This window comes from Streptococcus sp. GMD1S (assembly GCF_000296875.1).
Lineage (GTDB): Bacteria > Bacillota > Bacilli > Lactobacillales > Streptococcaceae > Streptococcus.
Genome location: NZ_AJQY01000009.1, coordinates 1 through 14363, shown reverse-complemented (window position 1 = coordinate 14363; position 14363 = coordinate 1). Strand labels below are relative to the sequence as shown.

Below are 14363 nucleotides of genomic sequence, written 5' to 3'. Positions count from 1 at the left end.
TTAAAACAATAGAAAAGAGAAGGTCTATGCCAGAAGGCGTCACTTTATTTCAAGATACCTTGATCAAATCTTTAAAGTTTGGATTTATTGATAATATTAAATTTCAAGAAGGGGGATACTCTCCTCAAATTTTAATTAATGACCCAGAGTCCAAGCGATATGTATTGAAGGATATTCAAGAAGAATTATCAAAATGCCAAGCCTTTTATATTTCGGTAGCATTTATTACCCAATCAGGAATTGCTCTGATAAAATCCCAATTATCAGATTTAATGGATAAAGGAATAAAAGGTAAAATTCTTATATCTCCTTATCTTGATTTTAATGATCCGGTTGCCATGCAAGAATTACTCAAGTTGAAAAATGTTGAAGTTCGACTTACTCCAGAGAGTCTGCAGATGCACGCTAAGTTTTATCTTTTTGAACATCAGGGGAAACAGGTTCTTATTTCTGGAAGTTCAAATTTAACTCATAATGCATTGAAAATCAATTACGAGTGGAATATTAAGTTGACATCAACTTACAATGGAGAGTTAATTCAAGCTACTAAAAAAGAGTTTGAAAAAATTTGGGAAAAGTCGGATGTTTTAACTACAGAAAAGATTGATTCTTACGCTAGAAAGCGTCAGAAAACAATTCGAGTGGACCAGATTCGAGAAGAGGAAATAGCAGAATATCAGGTTACAAGTATTGAACCTAATAAGATGCAAAATGAAGCACTGAAAGGTCTGCAGGCTATTCGCGATTCAGGGAAAAAGAAAGCTTTAGTTATCAGTGCTACAGGGACAGGAAAAACATATTTATCAGCTTTTGATGTTCAACAATTTGAGCCGAAAAGAATGCTTTTTATCGTTCATAGGGAGCAAATTCTTCAAAAGTCTTTAAAGGATTTTCAAAAGGTTTTACAGTTCCCGGAATCAGAAGGTTTGATTTATCATTCTGGTGCTGATTTGACAAATAAGAAATACATTTTTGCGACGATTCAAACATTATCCCGTGATTCACATTTGAATTTATTTTCAAAAGATTATTTTGACTATATTTTAATCGATGAAGTTCACAAAGCCGGAGCTGATTCATACAAAAAAGTGATGGCACATTTTCATCCTGAGTTCTTTTTAGGAATGACTGCAACTCCCGAACGAACTGATGGGCAAAATATTTATGAACTGTTTGATTATAATATCGCCTATGAAATTCGTCTGCAGGATGCGCTTGATAATGATATGCTTTGCCCATTTATTTATTTTGGGGTAAAGGATATTGAGATAGATGGACATCTAATCGATGAGAAGACAAATATATCAAACTTAACATCTAATGAACGAGTTAAACATATTCTGCAAAAAATTGATTTTTATGGAGTAAGTGGTGAAAAAGTAAAAGGATTGATATTCTGTTCCTCTAAACAGGAAGCGCATGAACTCGCTTCAAAATTGAATCAGAATGGGAAAGTTTGTAGGGCTCTAACAGGCGATGATAATATTGAAACACGAAATGAAGTCGTTTCTCAACTTGAAAAAGGAAAACTAGACTACATTTTGACAGTGGATATTTTTAATGAAGGTATTGATATTCCTTCTGTCAACCAGGTAGTCATGTTAAGAAATACTCAGTCTAGTATTGTTTTTGTTCAACAACTAGGGCGTGGTCTTCGTAAACATGAGAGTAAAGAATACGTCACGATCATTGATTTTATTGGTAATTATAAAAATAACTATTTGATTCCAATTGCTTTATTTGGAGACAAATCAATGAATAAAGATAATTACCGAAGAGAGCTAAGAGAACCCAATATTTTAAATGGCCTAACTACTATTAATTTTGAAGAAGTTGCTAAAGAACAAATCTTTAAGTCTATTACTAATACAAATCTTTCCAATCGAGCTATCCTAAAAGAGGCCTATATGGAAACAAAGAACCGCTTGGGACGTACTCCGAATCTCAGTGATTTTTTGGAACTAGATAGTCTAGATCCCTATGTTTTCTTTGATACTTTTAATCATTATGGAGAGGTTATTGCTTCCTTTGAAAAAGAGGATCGGTTTATTAAAATTCCTGAATTAAATAGTTTTCTAACTTTCCTCTGCAAAGAACTATCCAATGGTAAACGAAAAGAAGAACTCTATCTTTTAAAAATATTACTAGAAAAAGGAAAGATTTCCCGATCTGAATTTAAACAAATCTTAACAATGAAGCAATTAGGATCCTCCGAACAGTTATTTAAATCTATCGAAAACTGTTTAGACTATAACTTTTTTGTTAAAAGAGATCAAGAAAAGTATGGTTTGTCAGCCTTAAGCATTGAAGATGACACTTATCAACTAGCAACAGATTTCACTCAATTTCTTACAGAGGAATACAAAAAATTTATCTTAGACATCATTCAGACTGGTCTAGAGCGCTCTCAAAAATATCCGCAGGAACCATTGACAATAGGTGAAAAATACTCTCGAAAAGATGCTGTGAGACTTCTTAACTGGGACAAGGATGAGAGTTCTACTGTATATGGATACAAGGTCAAACATGGAACGTGTCCTATCTTTGTAACTTATCATAAGGATGACGATATTACAGAAACAACCCAGTATCAAGATGGATTCTTATCCAACAAAGTCTTTCATTGGTATTCTCGGAGCAATCGAAGCTTTAAGTCTAAAGAAGTTGCTGATATTATGCAATCTAATCAAACCGGTTTGGCTCTTCATCTCTTCGTAAAAAAAGAAGATGGTGAGGGAAGTGATTTCTATTATCTAGGGCCAGTTAGTTATTTGGAAGATAGTGCTACTGAAACTAGGATGCAGGATGGAAAAACTCCTGTAGTTACAATGAATTTTGAATTAGCCAATGAGGTTTCTTCCGCACTTTATGATTATTTGACAAAAAAATAAGAGAGTAATCTCTTATTTTTTTGTTAATAATTCTACAGCTGGACGATCTACTGGAGCCCAGTTGAGAGTATCTAGTTCATTGGGAGCTAACCAAGTTGAATTTTGGTGTTCAAGCAACTCTAGTTTTCCTGATATTAGCTTTGCATGATAGGTCTTCATGACAACTGTCCCAAAATTATAATCATATGAAGCTTCATTGATGTAAGAAACAATCTCAATTTCAGAATTTAGTTCTTCTTTAATTTCACGGACTAAAGCTTGTTCAGGAGATTCTCCTACTTCTAATTTCCCACCTGGAAATTCCCAAAAACCTCCTAAACTTTTACCTTCAGGTCTTTGTGCACAGAATATTTTTCCATCTCGTTCTATAGCCGCTGCAACAACATTTATTATTTTTTTTGACATAAGCTACCTCCAAGTAATATTTTAACAAATATTTTTAAATTTACCATGTGTTAAAATCAATTGATTTTTACTTAATAAATCATAGATAAATCTATTTTAACCTTTGACTATTCCGCAAAATTATCGTACAATAAAGAGTACATGATAAAATGAGGTCAGAGTCTGTTCGCTCTGGCGATAGTAGTAAAAATGAGGAGAAACGCTTTGGAATTAGAAGTATTTGCTGGGCAAGAAAAAAGTGAACTATCTATGATTGAGGTAGCGCGTGCTATCTTGGAACTTCGTGGTCGCGATCATGAGATGCATTTTAGTGATCTTGTAAACGAAATTCAAAACTACCTTGGAACATCAAACAGCGATATCCGCGAAGCTTTACCTTTGTTCTACACAGAGTTGAACTTTGATGGTAGCTTCATCTCTCTTGGAGACAACAAATGGGGCCTTCGTTCATGGTACGGTGTGGACGAAATCGACGAAGAAATCATCGCTCTTGAAGAAAGTGACGACGACGAAGTAGCACCAAAAGCTAAGAAAAAACGTGTCAATGCCTTTATGGATGGTGATTCAGATGCCATTGACTACAATGCAGATGATCCAGAAGATGAAGATGCATACGAAGCAGACCCAGCTCTTTCATATGATGATGAAAATCCAGATGATGAGAAAAATGAAGTGGAAGCTTACGATGCAGAAATCAACGAAATCGCCCCTGATGACTTGGGTGAAGACGTGGATCTTAACGAAGAAGACGACGAGTTTTCTGACGATGATACTGAAACGAGTGAAGAAGAGTAAAAGACTTCACAGAGGAGATCGTAAGATCTCCTTTTTCGTTCCTTGAGCAGATTATCCGTTAGGTTGTAGATCTTTAGTTGGTTTTCTGAAAGTAATCTTCTTATTTTCAGGTTTTACCGATTCGGGTTGACAAATGATCTGCTTTGAGGTATTATATTGTTCGGGCACCTCTTTTAGAGGTCGGGGCTCCCTAGTTACTAGGGAGCTATTTTTGTTTTTCAGGAAGTTTTCTTGAAAAGTCGTTATTCATAAGGGTCTTGTTTTCTATGTCCCCTCGTAGTTAACAAGGCCTTGAGCATTTTAGAAAGAGGAATTTATGTCTACGAAATATATTTTTGTAACTGGTGGTGTGGTATCGTCTATTGGGAAAGGGATTGTCGCAGCAAGTCTGGGTCGTCTCTTAAAAAATCGTGGTCTAAAAGTAACCATTCAAAAGTTTGACCCTTATATCAATATCGATCCGGGAACCATGAGTCCTTATCAGCACGGGGAAGTCTTTGTGACAGATGATGGGGCTGAGACAGATTTGGACTTGGGTCACTATGAACGTTTCATCGATATCAATCTCAACAAATATTCCAACGTGACAACTGGGAAAATTTACAGTGAAGTTCTTCGTAAGGAGCGCCGTGGAGAATACCTTGGCGCAACTGTTCAGGTTATTCCTCATATCACAGATGCTTTGAAGGAAAAAATCAAGCGTGCCGCTGTAACGACCGACTCTGATGTCATTATCACAGAGGTTGGTGGAACCGTTGGGGATATCGAGTCCTTGCCATTCCTAGAGGCCCTTCGTCAGATGAAGGCAGATGTGGGGGCAGATAATGTCATGTACATCCATACAACCTTGCTTCCTTATCTCAAGGCTGCTGGTGAGATGAAGACCAAGCCAACCCAGCATTCTGTAAAAGAATTACGCGGTTTGGGAATCCAGCCAAATATGTTAGTTATTCGTACTGAGAAACCAGCTGGTCAAGGCATTAAAAACAAACTAGCTCAGTTCTGTGATGTGGCACCAGAAGCTGTTATCGAGTCTTTGGATGTTGAACACCTTTACCAAATTCCATTGAATTTACAGGCGCAAGGTATGGACCAAATTGTTTGTGACCATTTGAAACTAGACGCACCAGTAGCGGATATGACTGAGTGGTCAGCCATGGTGGACAAGGTCATGAACCTGAAAAAACAAGTCAAGATTTCCCTTGTTGGTAAGTATGTGGAGTTGCAAGATGCCTACATCTCTGTGGTCGAAGCCTTGAAACACTCTGGTTATGCCAACGACGCAGAAGTGAAGATTAATTGGATCAATGCTAATGATGTGACAGCAGAGAATGTGGCGGAGCTCTTGTCTGATGCGGACGGAATCATCGTACCAGGAGGTTTTGGCCAACGTGGTACGGAAGGAAAAATTCAAGCCATCCGTTATGCGCGTGAGAATGATGTTCCAATGTTGGGAGTCTGCTTGGGAATGCAGTTGACTTGTATCGAGTTTGCTCGTCACGTTTTGGGTCTTGAAGGTGCCAATTCTGCTGAACTTGCACCAGAAACAAAATATCCTATCATTGATATCATGCGTGACCAGGTTGATGTTGAAGATATGGGTGGAACCCTTCGTTTGGGACTTTATCCGTCTAAGTTAAAACGTGGTTCTAAGGCAGCGGCTGCTTATCATAATCAAGAAGTGGTGCAACGCCGTCACCGTCACCGTTATGAGTTTAACAACGCCTTTCGTGAACAGTTTGAGGCAGCAGGTTTTGTCTTCTCAGGAGTTTCTCCAGACAATCGTTTGGTCGAAATTGTGGAAATTCCTGAAAATAAATTTTTTGTAGCTTGTCAGTATCACCCTGAACTTTCCAGCCGTCCAAACCGTCCAGAAGAGCTCTACACTGCCTTTGTCACTGCAGCGGTTGAAAATAGCAATTAGAAAAATTCGAACCTTTGAGAACAATCTCAGAGGTTTTTTATTCATTTAGAAAAGTCTTGCTAACTCAGGCGCTTGATAATAAGAATCAGAAGTTTTCTTTCTACAGTAATGGATGAGATTTTCCTTGCTCGTATACGGCTTCCCTATTTGTCCTAGCGCCCTTTTTGTGTTACAATGAAAGGTATGAAAGCTAAGAAATTATGGATGACTGGCTTGACTGTGGCTGGTCTAAGCGCCCTTGCTTTGGGGGCTAAAAAAGCAGCAGATAACCACAAACTCATGAAGACGCAAGAAGAGTTGACCGCTATCGTGCGCGAACTTTTCTCAGATATGGGTGAGATTGCGACTCTCTATGTTCAAGTCTACGAAAGTAGTCTAGAGCGACTCGTCGGAGGGGTCATTTTCGAGGATGGTCGTCACTATACTTTTGTCTATGAAAATGAAGACCTAGTCTATGAGGAGGAAGTCTTATGATTATTCCCAGTAGTATAGAAGAACTCGCAGGTTTTGTCGAGCAGGATGGTAAGAAGGTCTTTCTTTTTGTGGCAGACTGGTGTGGAGATTGTCGTTATATCTATCCAGCCTTGCCAGAGATTGAGGAGACCAATCCAGAGTTCACCTTTATTCGAGTGGACCGAGACCAGTACATGGATCTGGCCAAACTCTGGGATGTGTACGGGATTCCTAGCCTTGTTGTGCTAGAAAAGGACAAGGAAATCGGCCGATTTGTCAATCGTGACCGTAAAAGCAAGCAACAAATTAACGACTTTTTAGCAGAACTGAAATAGGAGAAAATGGAGACAATGATTTTTACATATAATAAAGAGCATGTTGGCGATGTCCTTATGATCATCGTGAAAAACAGCGGAGATGCCAAGTTGGACGTGGAGCGCAAAGGCAAGGTAGCCCGTGTTTTCCTCAAAGAAAATGGAGAAACAGTGGCTTGGAATATTTTCGAAGTTTCAAGTTTATTTGAAATTGTAGAGCGCGGTCAAGTCTTTTTGACAGATGAGCAAGTCGCTCGTTTGAACCAAGAATTGCAGGCGGAAGGCTTTACAGAAGAAATTGTTAATGATAAGGAACCAAAGTTTGTTGTCGGTGAGATTGTCGAGATGGTAACTCACCCAGATAGTGACCACCTTAACATCTGCCAAGTTGCAGTCGCAAGTGATAAGACAGTGCAAATCGTTGCAGGGGCTCCTAATGCGCGTGTCGGTCTGAAAACCATTGTCGCTCTTCCTGGAGCTATGATGCCAAAAGGCAATCTCATTTTCCCAGGCGAACTTCGTGGTGAAAAGAGTTTTGGCATGATGTGCAGTCCTCGTGAATTGCATTTGCCAAATGCTCCACAAAAACGTGGGGTTATTGAATTATCAGAAGACCAAGTTATTGGAACTCCATTTGACCCAGCCAAACACTGGACTGCCTAGGAAATTGTCAGTGTTTGATAGACCAGATAGGGGGATAAGATGGCGAAAAATGTAGTGATTACAGGAACGACCTCAGGAATCGGTGAAGCGATTGCGCGTGCTTATCTGGAGCAGGGGGAGAATGTCGTTCTAACAGGGCGACGGACAGACAGACTAGAGGCCCTCAAGTCAGAGTTTGCAGAAACTTTTCCAAATCAAACAGTTTGGACCTTTCCACTGGATGTCACGGATATGACCATGGTGAAGACTGTCTGCTCCGATATTTTGGAAACGATAGGTCAGATTGATATCTTGGTCAATAACGCTGGACTAGCTCTTGGCTTGACTCCCTATCAAGACTACGAAGAATTGGATATGCTGACCATGTTGGATACCAATGTCAAGGGTTTGATGGCAGTTACTCGCTGTTTCTTGCCAGAAATGGTAAAAGCGAATCAGGGTCATATTATCAACATGGGATCGACCGCAGGAATCTATGCCTATGCTGGGGCAGCTGTTTACTCAGCCACCAAGGCAGCAGTTAAGACTTTTTCAGATGGTCTGCGAATTGATACCATTGCAACGGATATCAAGGTGACCACCATTCAACCAGGGATTGTCGAAACAGATTTCTCTACAGTTCGTTTTCATGGTGACAAAGAGCGTGCTGCCACCGTCTATCAGGGAATTGAGGCCTTGCAAGCTCAGGATATTGCAGATACAGTGGTCTATGTGACCAGTCAGCCTCGTCGTATGCAGATTACAGATATGACTATTATGGCCAATCAACAGGCGACAGGTTTCATGGTGCATAAAAAATAAAAAATTTTCTCGAAAAGTTACAAATTTTTGTAACTTTTTTTGATTCCTTGCGAATAGATAAGTAGGAGGAAGAAAATATGTATAATAAAGTTATCATGATCGGGCGCTTGACGTCTACACCAGAATTGCACAAAACAAACAACGACAAGTCAGTGGCGCGAGCAACTATCGCTGTGAACCGTCGTTACAAAGACCAAAACGGGGAACGTGAAGCTGACTTTGTCAATCTTGTTCTTTGGGGGAAATTGGCTGAAACCTTGGCAAGCTACGCAACTAAAGGTAGTCTTATCTCTGTGGATGGAGAACTTCGTACCCGTCGCTTTGAGAAAAAGGGCCAGATGAACTATGTGACTGAAGTCCTTGCCACAGGATTCCAACTTTTGGAAAGCCGCGCCCAACGGGCTATGCGTGAAAATAACGCAGGACAGGATTTGGCAGATTTGGTCTTGGAAGAGGAAGAATTGCCATTTTAAACATTGAAAAGTCTGACTTGGTCTCAGGCTTTTTTATATTGCCAAAGTCAGACTTTTTTCTTGACTATTTCTGACCAAGTGATACAATAGAACTATGAATTAGCACTCAGATATAAAGAGTGCTAATAATATGTATTTCATCATGGAGGAAAACAGATGTTGAAACCATTAGGAGACCGTGTGGTCTTGAAAATCGAAGAAAAAGAACAAACTGTTGGAGGCTTTGTCCTTGCGGGCTCAGCCCAAGAAAAAACAAAAACAGCCCAAGTTGTAGCTACTGGACAAGGGGTTCGTACCTTGAACGGTGACTTGGTTGCTCCAAGCGTTAAGGCTGGAGACCGTGTCTTAGTTGAAGCCCACGCAGGTCTTGATGTCAAAGATGGCGATGAAAAATACATCATTGTAGGCGAAGCCAATATCTTGGCAATTGTGGAAGAATAGAAGGAGAAAGTAAGTATGTCAAAAGAAATTAAATTTTCATCTGATGCTCGTTCAGCTATGGTCCGTGGTGTCGATATCCTTGCAGATACTGTTAAAGTAACCTTGGGACCAAAAGGTCGTAACGTTGTGTTGGAAAAATCATTTGGCTCACCACTCATCACCAATGACGGTGTGACCATTGCCAAAGAAATCGAGTTGGAAGACCATTTTGAAAATATGGGTGCCAAGTTGGTATCAGAAGTCGCTTCAAAGACCAATGATATCGCAGGTGACGGAACGACAACTGCAACAGTCTTGACTCAAGCTATCGTCCGCGAAGGAATCAAAAACGTTACTGCGGGTGCCAACCCAATCGGTATTCGTCGGGGGATTGAAGCTGCAGTTGCCGCAGCTGTAGAAGCCTTGAAAAACAATGCCATTCCAGTTGCTAATAAAGAAGCCATCGCTCAGGTTGCTGCCGTATCTTCTCGTTCTGAGAAAGTCGGTGAATACATTTCTGAAGCCATGGAAAAAGTTGGCAAAGATGGAGTCATCACTATTGAAGAATCACGTGGTATGGAAACAGAGCTTGAAGTCGTTGAAGGAATGCAGTTTGACCGCGGTTATCTATCACAGTACATGGTGACGGATAGCGAAAAAATGGTGGCTGATCTTGAAAATCCATACATTTTGATTACTGACAAGAAGATTTCCAATATCCAAGAAATCTTGCCGCTTCTAGAAAGTATTCTTCAAAGCAATCGTCCACTCTTGATTATTGCAGATGATGTGGATGGTGAAGCTCTTCCTACTCTTGTATTGAACAAGATTCGTGGAACCTTCAACGTAGTAGCAGTTAAGGCCCCTGGCTTTGGGGACCGTCGTAAGGCTATGTTGGAAGACATCGCCATCTTGACAGGTGGAACTGTTATCACAGAAGATCTTGGCCTTGAGTTGAAGGACGCTACTATTGAGGCGCTTGGTCAAGCAGCGAGAGTGACTGTGGACAAAGACAGTACGGTTATCGTAGAAGGTGCGGGCAATCCTGAAGCCATTTCCCACCGTGTTGCGGTTATCAAGTCTCAAATCGAAACCACAACTTCTGAATTTGATCGTGAAAAATTGCAAGAACGCTTGGCGAAATTGTCAGGTGGTGTCGCAGTTATCAAGGTCGGAGCTGCAACTGAAACTGAGTTGAAAGAAATGAAACTCCGCATTGAAGATGCCCTCAACGCTACTCGTGCAGCCGTTGAAGAAGGAATCGTTGCAGGTGGTGGAACAGCTCTTGTAAATGTTATTCCAGCCGTAGCTGATTTGGAATTGACAGGAGATGAAGCGACAGGACGCAATATTGTTCTCCGTGCCTTGGAAGAACCTGTTCGTCAAATCGCCCACAATGCAGGATTCGAAGGTTCTATTGTTATTGACCGCTTGAAGAATGCTGAAGTTGGTACAGGCTTCAACGCAGCAACTGGTGAGTGGGTCAACATGATTGAAGAGGGAATCATCGACCCAGTTAAAGTGAGCCGTTCAGCCCTTCAAAATGCAGCATCTGTAGCCAGCTTGATTTTGACAACAGAAGCAGTCGTAGCCAATAAACCGGAACCAGCAGCCCCAGCTCCAGCAATGGATCCAAGTATGATGGGCGGGATGATGTAAAAGTAACTTATAAAAAACACAAAAGGAGGGAAGAACATTCCCTCCTTTTATGATTTTCTCTTCTAAAATTGATTTGAGCTCTCCTAACTTATATGATAAAATAAGACTAGAAGAAGGAGAAGAACATGATCGATGTAGAAGAAATTCTGAGCAAGATGAATCCCAATCAGAAGATTAATTATGACCGTGTTATGCAAAAAATGGTTCAAGTTTGGGAGAAAAATGAGCAACGTCCCACTATTCTCATGCATGTTTGCTGTGCTCCTTGTAGTACCTACACCCTAGAATACCTGACCAAATACGCTGATGTGACTATCTATTTTGCCAATTCCAATATCCATCCCAAGGCAGAATACCACAAGCGGGCTTACGTCACCAAGAAATTTGTCAGTGATTTCAATGAGCGAACAGGCAATACGGTTCAGTACCTAGAAGCTCCCTACGAACCAAATGAATACCGGAAGTTAGTCAGAGGACTGGAAGAAGAACCCGAAGGTGGCGACCGTTGCAAGGTTTGTTTTGATTACCGTTTGGACAAAACAGCGCAAGTGGCTATGGATTTGGGCTTTGACTACTTTGGTTCAGCCTTGACCATCAGTCCCCATAAGAATTCTCAAACCATCAACAGCATCGGAATTGATGTGCAAAAGATTTATACCACCCACTATCTCCCAAGTGATTTCAAGAAAAATCAAGGCTACAAGCGTTCGGTGGAGATGTGCGAGGAGTATGATATTTATCGTCAATGTTATTGTGGATGCGTCTATGCAGCTCAAGCTCAGAATATTGATCTTGTTCAGATTAAGAAGGATGCCACGGCTTTCTTGTTGGATAAGGATGTTGAAAAAGACTATTCCCACATCAAGTTCACTGTTACTAAATTAGATATATAGCAATCAACCCAGCTGAAAAGCTGGGTTTTTCAAATAAAAAAACCAGGGCTCTCACCCCGGTTTGACAACTTTACCGATTCTTTAGTTCTATGTAGCGTTTGTACCAAATGTTGACATAGGCCTCTGAGAAAGGACCGCGTCCATTGTTGATCCAATCAACAAGGATTTTAACATGCTCTTTCAAAATATAGTCTAAATCATCAGAATACTTCATTTTGCGTTTATGGCGCTCATACTCTTCAACGTCCAAGAGGCGCTTTTCGCCATCAGTGAAGACCTTGACATCCAAATCATAATCAATGTATTTTAGGGCTTCCTCATCTAGATAGTAGGGGCTAGCCATATTGCAATAGTAGGAAATCCCATTATCGCGAATCATAGCAATGATATTAAACCAATATTTTTTGTGAAAGTAAACAATAGCCGGTTCTCGAGTCACCCAACGACGACCGTCACTTTCGGTAACAAGTGTGTGGTCGTTGACGCCGATAATGGCGTTCTCTGTTGTTTTTAGTACCATGGTGTCCCGCCAAGTACGGTGAAGACTCCCATCATGCTTATAACTTTGAATTGTAATAAAGTCGCCTTCTTTTGGAAGTTTCATAACTAACCAACTTTCTACAATTTATAAGTTTATCGTTTACTATTATATCATAAATCGGTCTAATTTTTTTAAATTTTACACGAAAATATTAAAGATATTCTCTGAGAGCGCTGGCTATATCCGAAAAATCATAGCCTTTTCGAGCTAAAACTTGGGTTAAACGCTGTTTAAGTTCGTATCCTTCATACTTTCGAGCATACTTATCATATTGTTTGTCTAGCTCTTTAAAAATGAGTTCTTGAGTCGTTTCTTGGTCGACTTGATTGTTCAGGTCATCAAAGGCACTTTTAGCATCAGCATAGGAGAATCCCTTGTTAGTCAAGTTTTGAATAATCTTATCCTGCAAGGCACGAGCGGGAAGTTTTCCATTGTATTTTTTAAGAAGTTTCTCCGCCACACGTTGAGCAACCTCTGAAAAATCAAAATCCTTTAAAACATCTTTAATCGTTGATTTGGCAATCCCTTTTTGAGACAGTTTTTTAGCTAGCACATAGGGTCCCTTATCTCCAGAAAGTTGATTTGCGTTGATAATAGAGTAGGCATACTGACGATCATTAATCCAGTTATCTTCTTTAAGATTGGCGATAACTTGACTTGTGATTTTTTCATCAAGATCATACTTTTTCAGATACTCACGAACTTCCTTTTCGGTTCGAGCTTTAAATGATAGATGGTAGAGGGCGAGATTCTTACCATAAGAAAACTGAGCAAAGCCCTGAATCTCGGTCAATTCTTCCTTGCTAATGACCTTATCTTTAGACAACATAAAACGGACAATGGTATCCTCCGTGATATAAGAGGTTTGCTGTCCATCTAACTCCATCAAGTAGAGGCGTTTTTTCTTTTCAAGTTTTGTGATTTTCATAGTTCTATTATACCCTAAAATGTGATAAGATAGGGGTATGAATCTGAAAGTCAAACAAAAAATACCTTTAAAAATCAAGCGGATGGGTATCAATGGTGAGGGAATCGGTTTCTACCAGAAAACCCTCGTTTTTGTGCCAGGCGCCCTCAAAGGAGAAGATATCTATTGTCAGATTACTTCTATTAAACGTAACTTTGTTGAAGCCAAATTACTAAAGGTTAATAAGAAGTCTAAATTTCGAGTCGTACCGGCTTGTACGATTTATAATGAATGTGGTGGTTGCCAAATCATGCACCTCCACTATGATAAACAGTTAGAGTTCAAGACGGATCTGCTCCACCAAGCCCTGAAAAAATTTGCCCCTGCGGGATATGAAAACTATGAAATCCGTCCAACTATCGGAATGCAGGAACCAAAGTACTACCGTGCTAAGCTTCAATTCCAGACTCGGAAATTTAAAAATCAGGTCAAGGCAGGTTTGTATGCACAAAACTCTCATTATCTCGTAGAGTTGAAAGACTGTTTGGTGCAAGATAAGGAAACCCAAGTGATTGCGAATCGCCTAGCTGAACTTCTTACTTACCACCAAATTCCAATTACAGATGAGAGAAAAACGCTTGGTGTTCGCACTATCATGGTACGTCGAGCAAGAAAAACAGGACAAGTTCAGATAATCATTGTTACGAATCGTCAGCTTAATTTAACCCAGCTGGTAAAAGACTTAGTTAAAGATTTTCCAGAAGTCGTCACGGTTGCAGTCAATACAAACACAGCAAAAACAAGTGAAATCTATGGTGAAAAGACGGAAATTATCTGGGGTCAAGAGAGTATTCAAGAAGGAGTACTCGACTATGAGTTTTCTCTCTCGCCCCGAGCTTTTTATCAGCTTAATCCTGAGCAGACAGAAATTCTCTATAGTGAAGCAGTTAAGGCTCTGGATGTCAGCAAAGAGGATCATCTGATCGATGCCTATTGCGGTGTTGGGACGATTGGATTTGCCTTTGCAAATAAGGTCAAGAGTCTCAGAGGAATGGATATTATTCCAGAAGCTATTGAAGATGCCAAGCGAAATGCTAAAAAAATGGGGTTTGACAATACTCATTACGAAGCGGGAACAGCAGAAGAGATTATTCCACGCTGGTATCAAGATGGCTACCGAGCGGATGCCCTGATAGTCGACCCTCCTCGTACAGGCTTAGATGA

The 14363-nt window shown here is 40.2% G+C and carries 15 protein-coding genes; 12 read left to right on the top strand and 3 right to left on the bottom strand.

The genetic code is table 11. From position 1 onward, the window contains the following. Positions 1 to 26: 26 nt before the first annotated feature. On the top strand, positions 27 to 2891 hold the full coding sequence (locus GMD1S_RS02440) for a DUF3427 domain-containing protein (protein ID WP_001114051.1): 2865 nt from the start codon (positions 27 to 29) through the stop codon (positions 2889 to 2891). Between the two features lie 12 nt (positions 2892 to 2903). Here GMD1S_RS02440 and GMD1S_RS02435 read toward each other — a convergent pair whose 3' ends face one another. Then, positions 2904 to 3296, bottom strand: coding sequence for a (deoxy)nucleoside triphosphate pyrophosphohydrolase (locus tag GMD1S_RS02435; RefSeq protein ID WP_000037666.1), 393 nt, complete (start codon positions 3294 to 3296; stop codon positions 2904 to 2906). A gap of 204 nt (positions 3297 to 3500) precedes the next feature. Here GMD1S_RS02435 and rpoE point away from each other — a divergent pair, with 204 nt between their 5' ends. The 10 genes from rpoE to GMD1S_RS02385 all read left to right on the top strand — a co-directional run bounded on the left by rpoE (position 3501) and on the right by GMD1S_RS02385 (position 11691). After that, positions 3501 to 4091: a DNA-directed RNA polymerase subunit delta gene (rpoE, locus tag GMD1S_RS02430; RefSeq protein WP_000418417.1), complete on the top strand. Its 591-nt coding sequence runs from the start codon at positions 3501 to 3503 to the stop codon at positions 4089 to 4091. 316 nt (positions 4092 to 4407) lie between these two features. Then, on the top strand, positions 4408 to 6015 hold the full coding sequence (locus GMD1S_RS02425; protein ID WP_000105267.1) for a CTP synthase: 1608 nt from the start codon (positions 4408 to 4410) through the stop codon (positions 6013 to 6015). 174 nt (positions 6016 to 6189) lie between these two features. Then, positions 6190 to 6489 carry a DUF4651 domain-containing protein gene (locus GMD1S_RS02420; RefSeq protein ID WP_008277325.1) on the top strand — a complete coding sequence of 100 codons (300 nt, stop codon included), beginning with the start codon at positions 6190 to 6192 and terminating at the stop codon, positions 6487 to 6489. Then, positions 6486 to 6803, top strand: coding sequence for a thioredoxin family protein (locus tag GMD1S_RS02415; protein ID WP_000586557.1), 318 nt, complete (start codon positions 6486 to 6488; stop codon positions 6801 to 6803). The genes GMD1S_RS02420 and GMD1S_RS02415 overlap by 4 nt, the downstream gene beginning before the upstream one ends. A gap of 15 nt (positions 6804 to 6818) precedes the next feature. After that, positions 6819 to 7445 carry a YtpR family tRNA-binding protein gene (ytpR, locus tag GMD1S_RS02410; protein WP_008277323.1) on the top strand — a complete coding sequence of 209 codons (627 nt, stop codon included), beginning with the start codon at positions 6819 to 6821 and terminating at the stop codon, positions 7443 to 7445. A 39-nt stretch (positions 7446 to 7484) separates the two neighbouring features. After that, positions 7485 to 8246: an SDR family NAD(P)-dependent oxidoreductase gene (locus GMD1S_RS02405; RefSeq protein ID WP_001107799.1), complete on the top strand. Its 762-nt coding sequence runs from the start codon at positions 7485 to 7487 to the stop codon at positions 8244 to 8246. A gap of 77 nt (positions 8247 to 8323) precedes the next feature. After that, positions 8324 to 8719, top strand: coding sequence for a single-stranded DNA-binding protein (locus GMD1S_RS02400; RefSeq protein WP_000282457.1), 396 nt, complete (start codon positions 8324 to 8326; stop codon positions 8717 to 8719). A 156-nt stretch (positions 8720 to 8875) separates the two neighbouring features. Next, complete coding sequence (gene groES, locus GMD1S_RS02395; RefSeq protein ID WP_000917324.1) at positions 8876 to 9160, top strand: co-chaperone GroES; 285 nt, start codon at positions 8876 to 8878, stop codon at positions 9158 to 9160. Positions 9161 to 9175: 15 nt separating this feature from the next. After that, the gene (gene groL, locus GMD1S_RS02390; RefSeq protein WP_000031559.1) at positions 9176 to 10798 is read left to right on the top strand and encodes a chaperonin GroEL; all 1623 of its coding nucleotides are present in this window, start codon (positions 9176 to 9178) and stop codon (positions 10796 to 10798) included. Between the two features lie 125 nt (positions 10799 to 10923). Further along, a complete protein-coding gene (locus tag GMD1S_RS02385) occupies positions 10924 to 11691 on the top strand; it encodes an epoxyqueuosine reductase QueH (protein WP_000567566.1) in 768 nt (255 codons plus the stop codon). Positions 11692 to 11761: 70 nt separating this feature from the next. Here the strand turns inward: GMD1S_RS02385 and GMD1S_RS02380 are convergent, their stop codons facing one another. After that, positions 11762 to 12295, bottom strand: coding sequence for a nucleoside tri-diphosphate phosphatase (locus GMD1S_RS02380; RefSeq protein WP_000775318.1), 534 nt, complete (start codon positions 12293 to 12295; stop codon positions 11762 to 11764). 88 nt (positions 12296 to 12383) lie between these two features. Continuing rightward, positions 12384 to 13160 (bottom strand): recombination regulator RecX, encoded by a 777-nt coding sequence (recX, locus tag GMD1S_RS02375; RefSeq protein WP_000705062.1) that lies wholly within the window; start codon positions 13158 to 13160, stop codon positions 12384 to 12386. 37 nt (positions 13161 to 13197) lie between these two features. On the opposite strand from recX, the gene rlmD reads away from it, so the two are divergent. Further along, the coding region (rlmD, locus tag GMD1S_RS02370; RefSeq protein ID WP_001050272.1) for a 23S rRNA (uracil(1939)-C(5))-methyltransferase RlmD at positions 13198 to 14363 on the top strand (1166 nt) is incomplete at its 3' end.

Bases quoted from the DNA above. Each gene is read 5' to 3' on its own strand.
- GMD1S_RS02440 (WP_001114051.1), top strand. From the start codon at position 27: ATGCCAGAAGGCGTCACTTTATTTCAAGATACCTTGATCAAATCTTTA.
- GMD1S_RS02435 (WP_000037666.1), bottom strand. From the start codon at position 3,296: ATGTCAAAAAAAATAATAAATGTTGTTGCAGCGGCTATAGAACGAGAT.
- GMD1S_RS02425 (WP_000105267.1), top strand. From the start codon at position 4,408: ATGTCTACGAAATATATTTTTGTAACTGGTGGTGTGGTATCGTCTATT.
- GMD1S_RS02420 (WP_008277325.1), top strand. From the start codon at position 6,190: ATGAAAGGTATGAAAGCTAAGAAATTATGGATGACTGGCTTGACTGTG.
- GMD1S_RS02415 (WP_000586557.1), top strand. From the start codon at position 6,486: ATGATTATTCCCAGTAGTATAGAAGAACTCGCAGGTTTTGTCGAGCAG.
- ytpR (WP_008277323.1), top strand. From the start codon at position 6,819: ATGATTTTTACATATAATAAAGAGCATGTTGGCGATGTCCTTATGATC.
- GMD1S_RS02405 (WP_001107799.1), top strand. From the start codon at position 7,485: ATGGCGAAAAATGTAGTGATTACAGGAACGACCTCAGGAATCGGTGAA.
- GMD1S_RS02400 (WP_000282457.1), top strand. From the start codon at position 8,324: ATGTATAATAAAGTTATCATGATCGGGCGCTTGACGTCTACACCAGAA.
- groES (WP_000917324.1), top strand. From the start codon at position 8,876: ATGTTGAAACCATTAGGAGACCGTGTGGTCTTGAAAATCGAAGAAAAA.
- groL (WP_000031559.1), top strand. From the start codon at position 9,176: ATGTCAAAAGAAATTAAATTTTCATCTGATGCTCGTTCAGCTATGGTC.
- GMD1S_RS02385 (WP_000567566.1), top strand. From the start codon at position 10,924: ATGATCGATGTAGAAGAAATTCTGAGCAAGATGAATCCCAATCAGAAG.
- GMD1S_RS02380 (WP_000775318.1), bottom strand. From the start codon at position 12,295: ATGAAACTTCCAAAAGAAGGCGACTTTATTACAATTCAAAGTTATAAG.
- recX (WP_000705062.1), bottom strand. From the start codon at position 13,160: ATGAAAATCACAAAACTTGAAAAGAAAAAACGCCTCTACTTGATGGAG.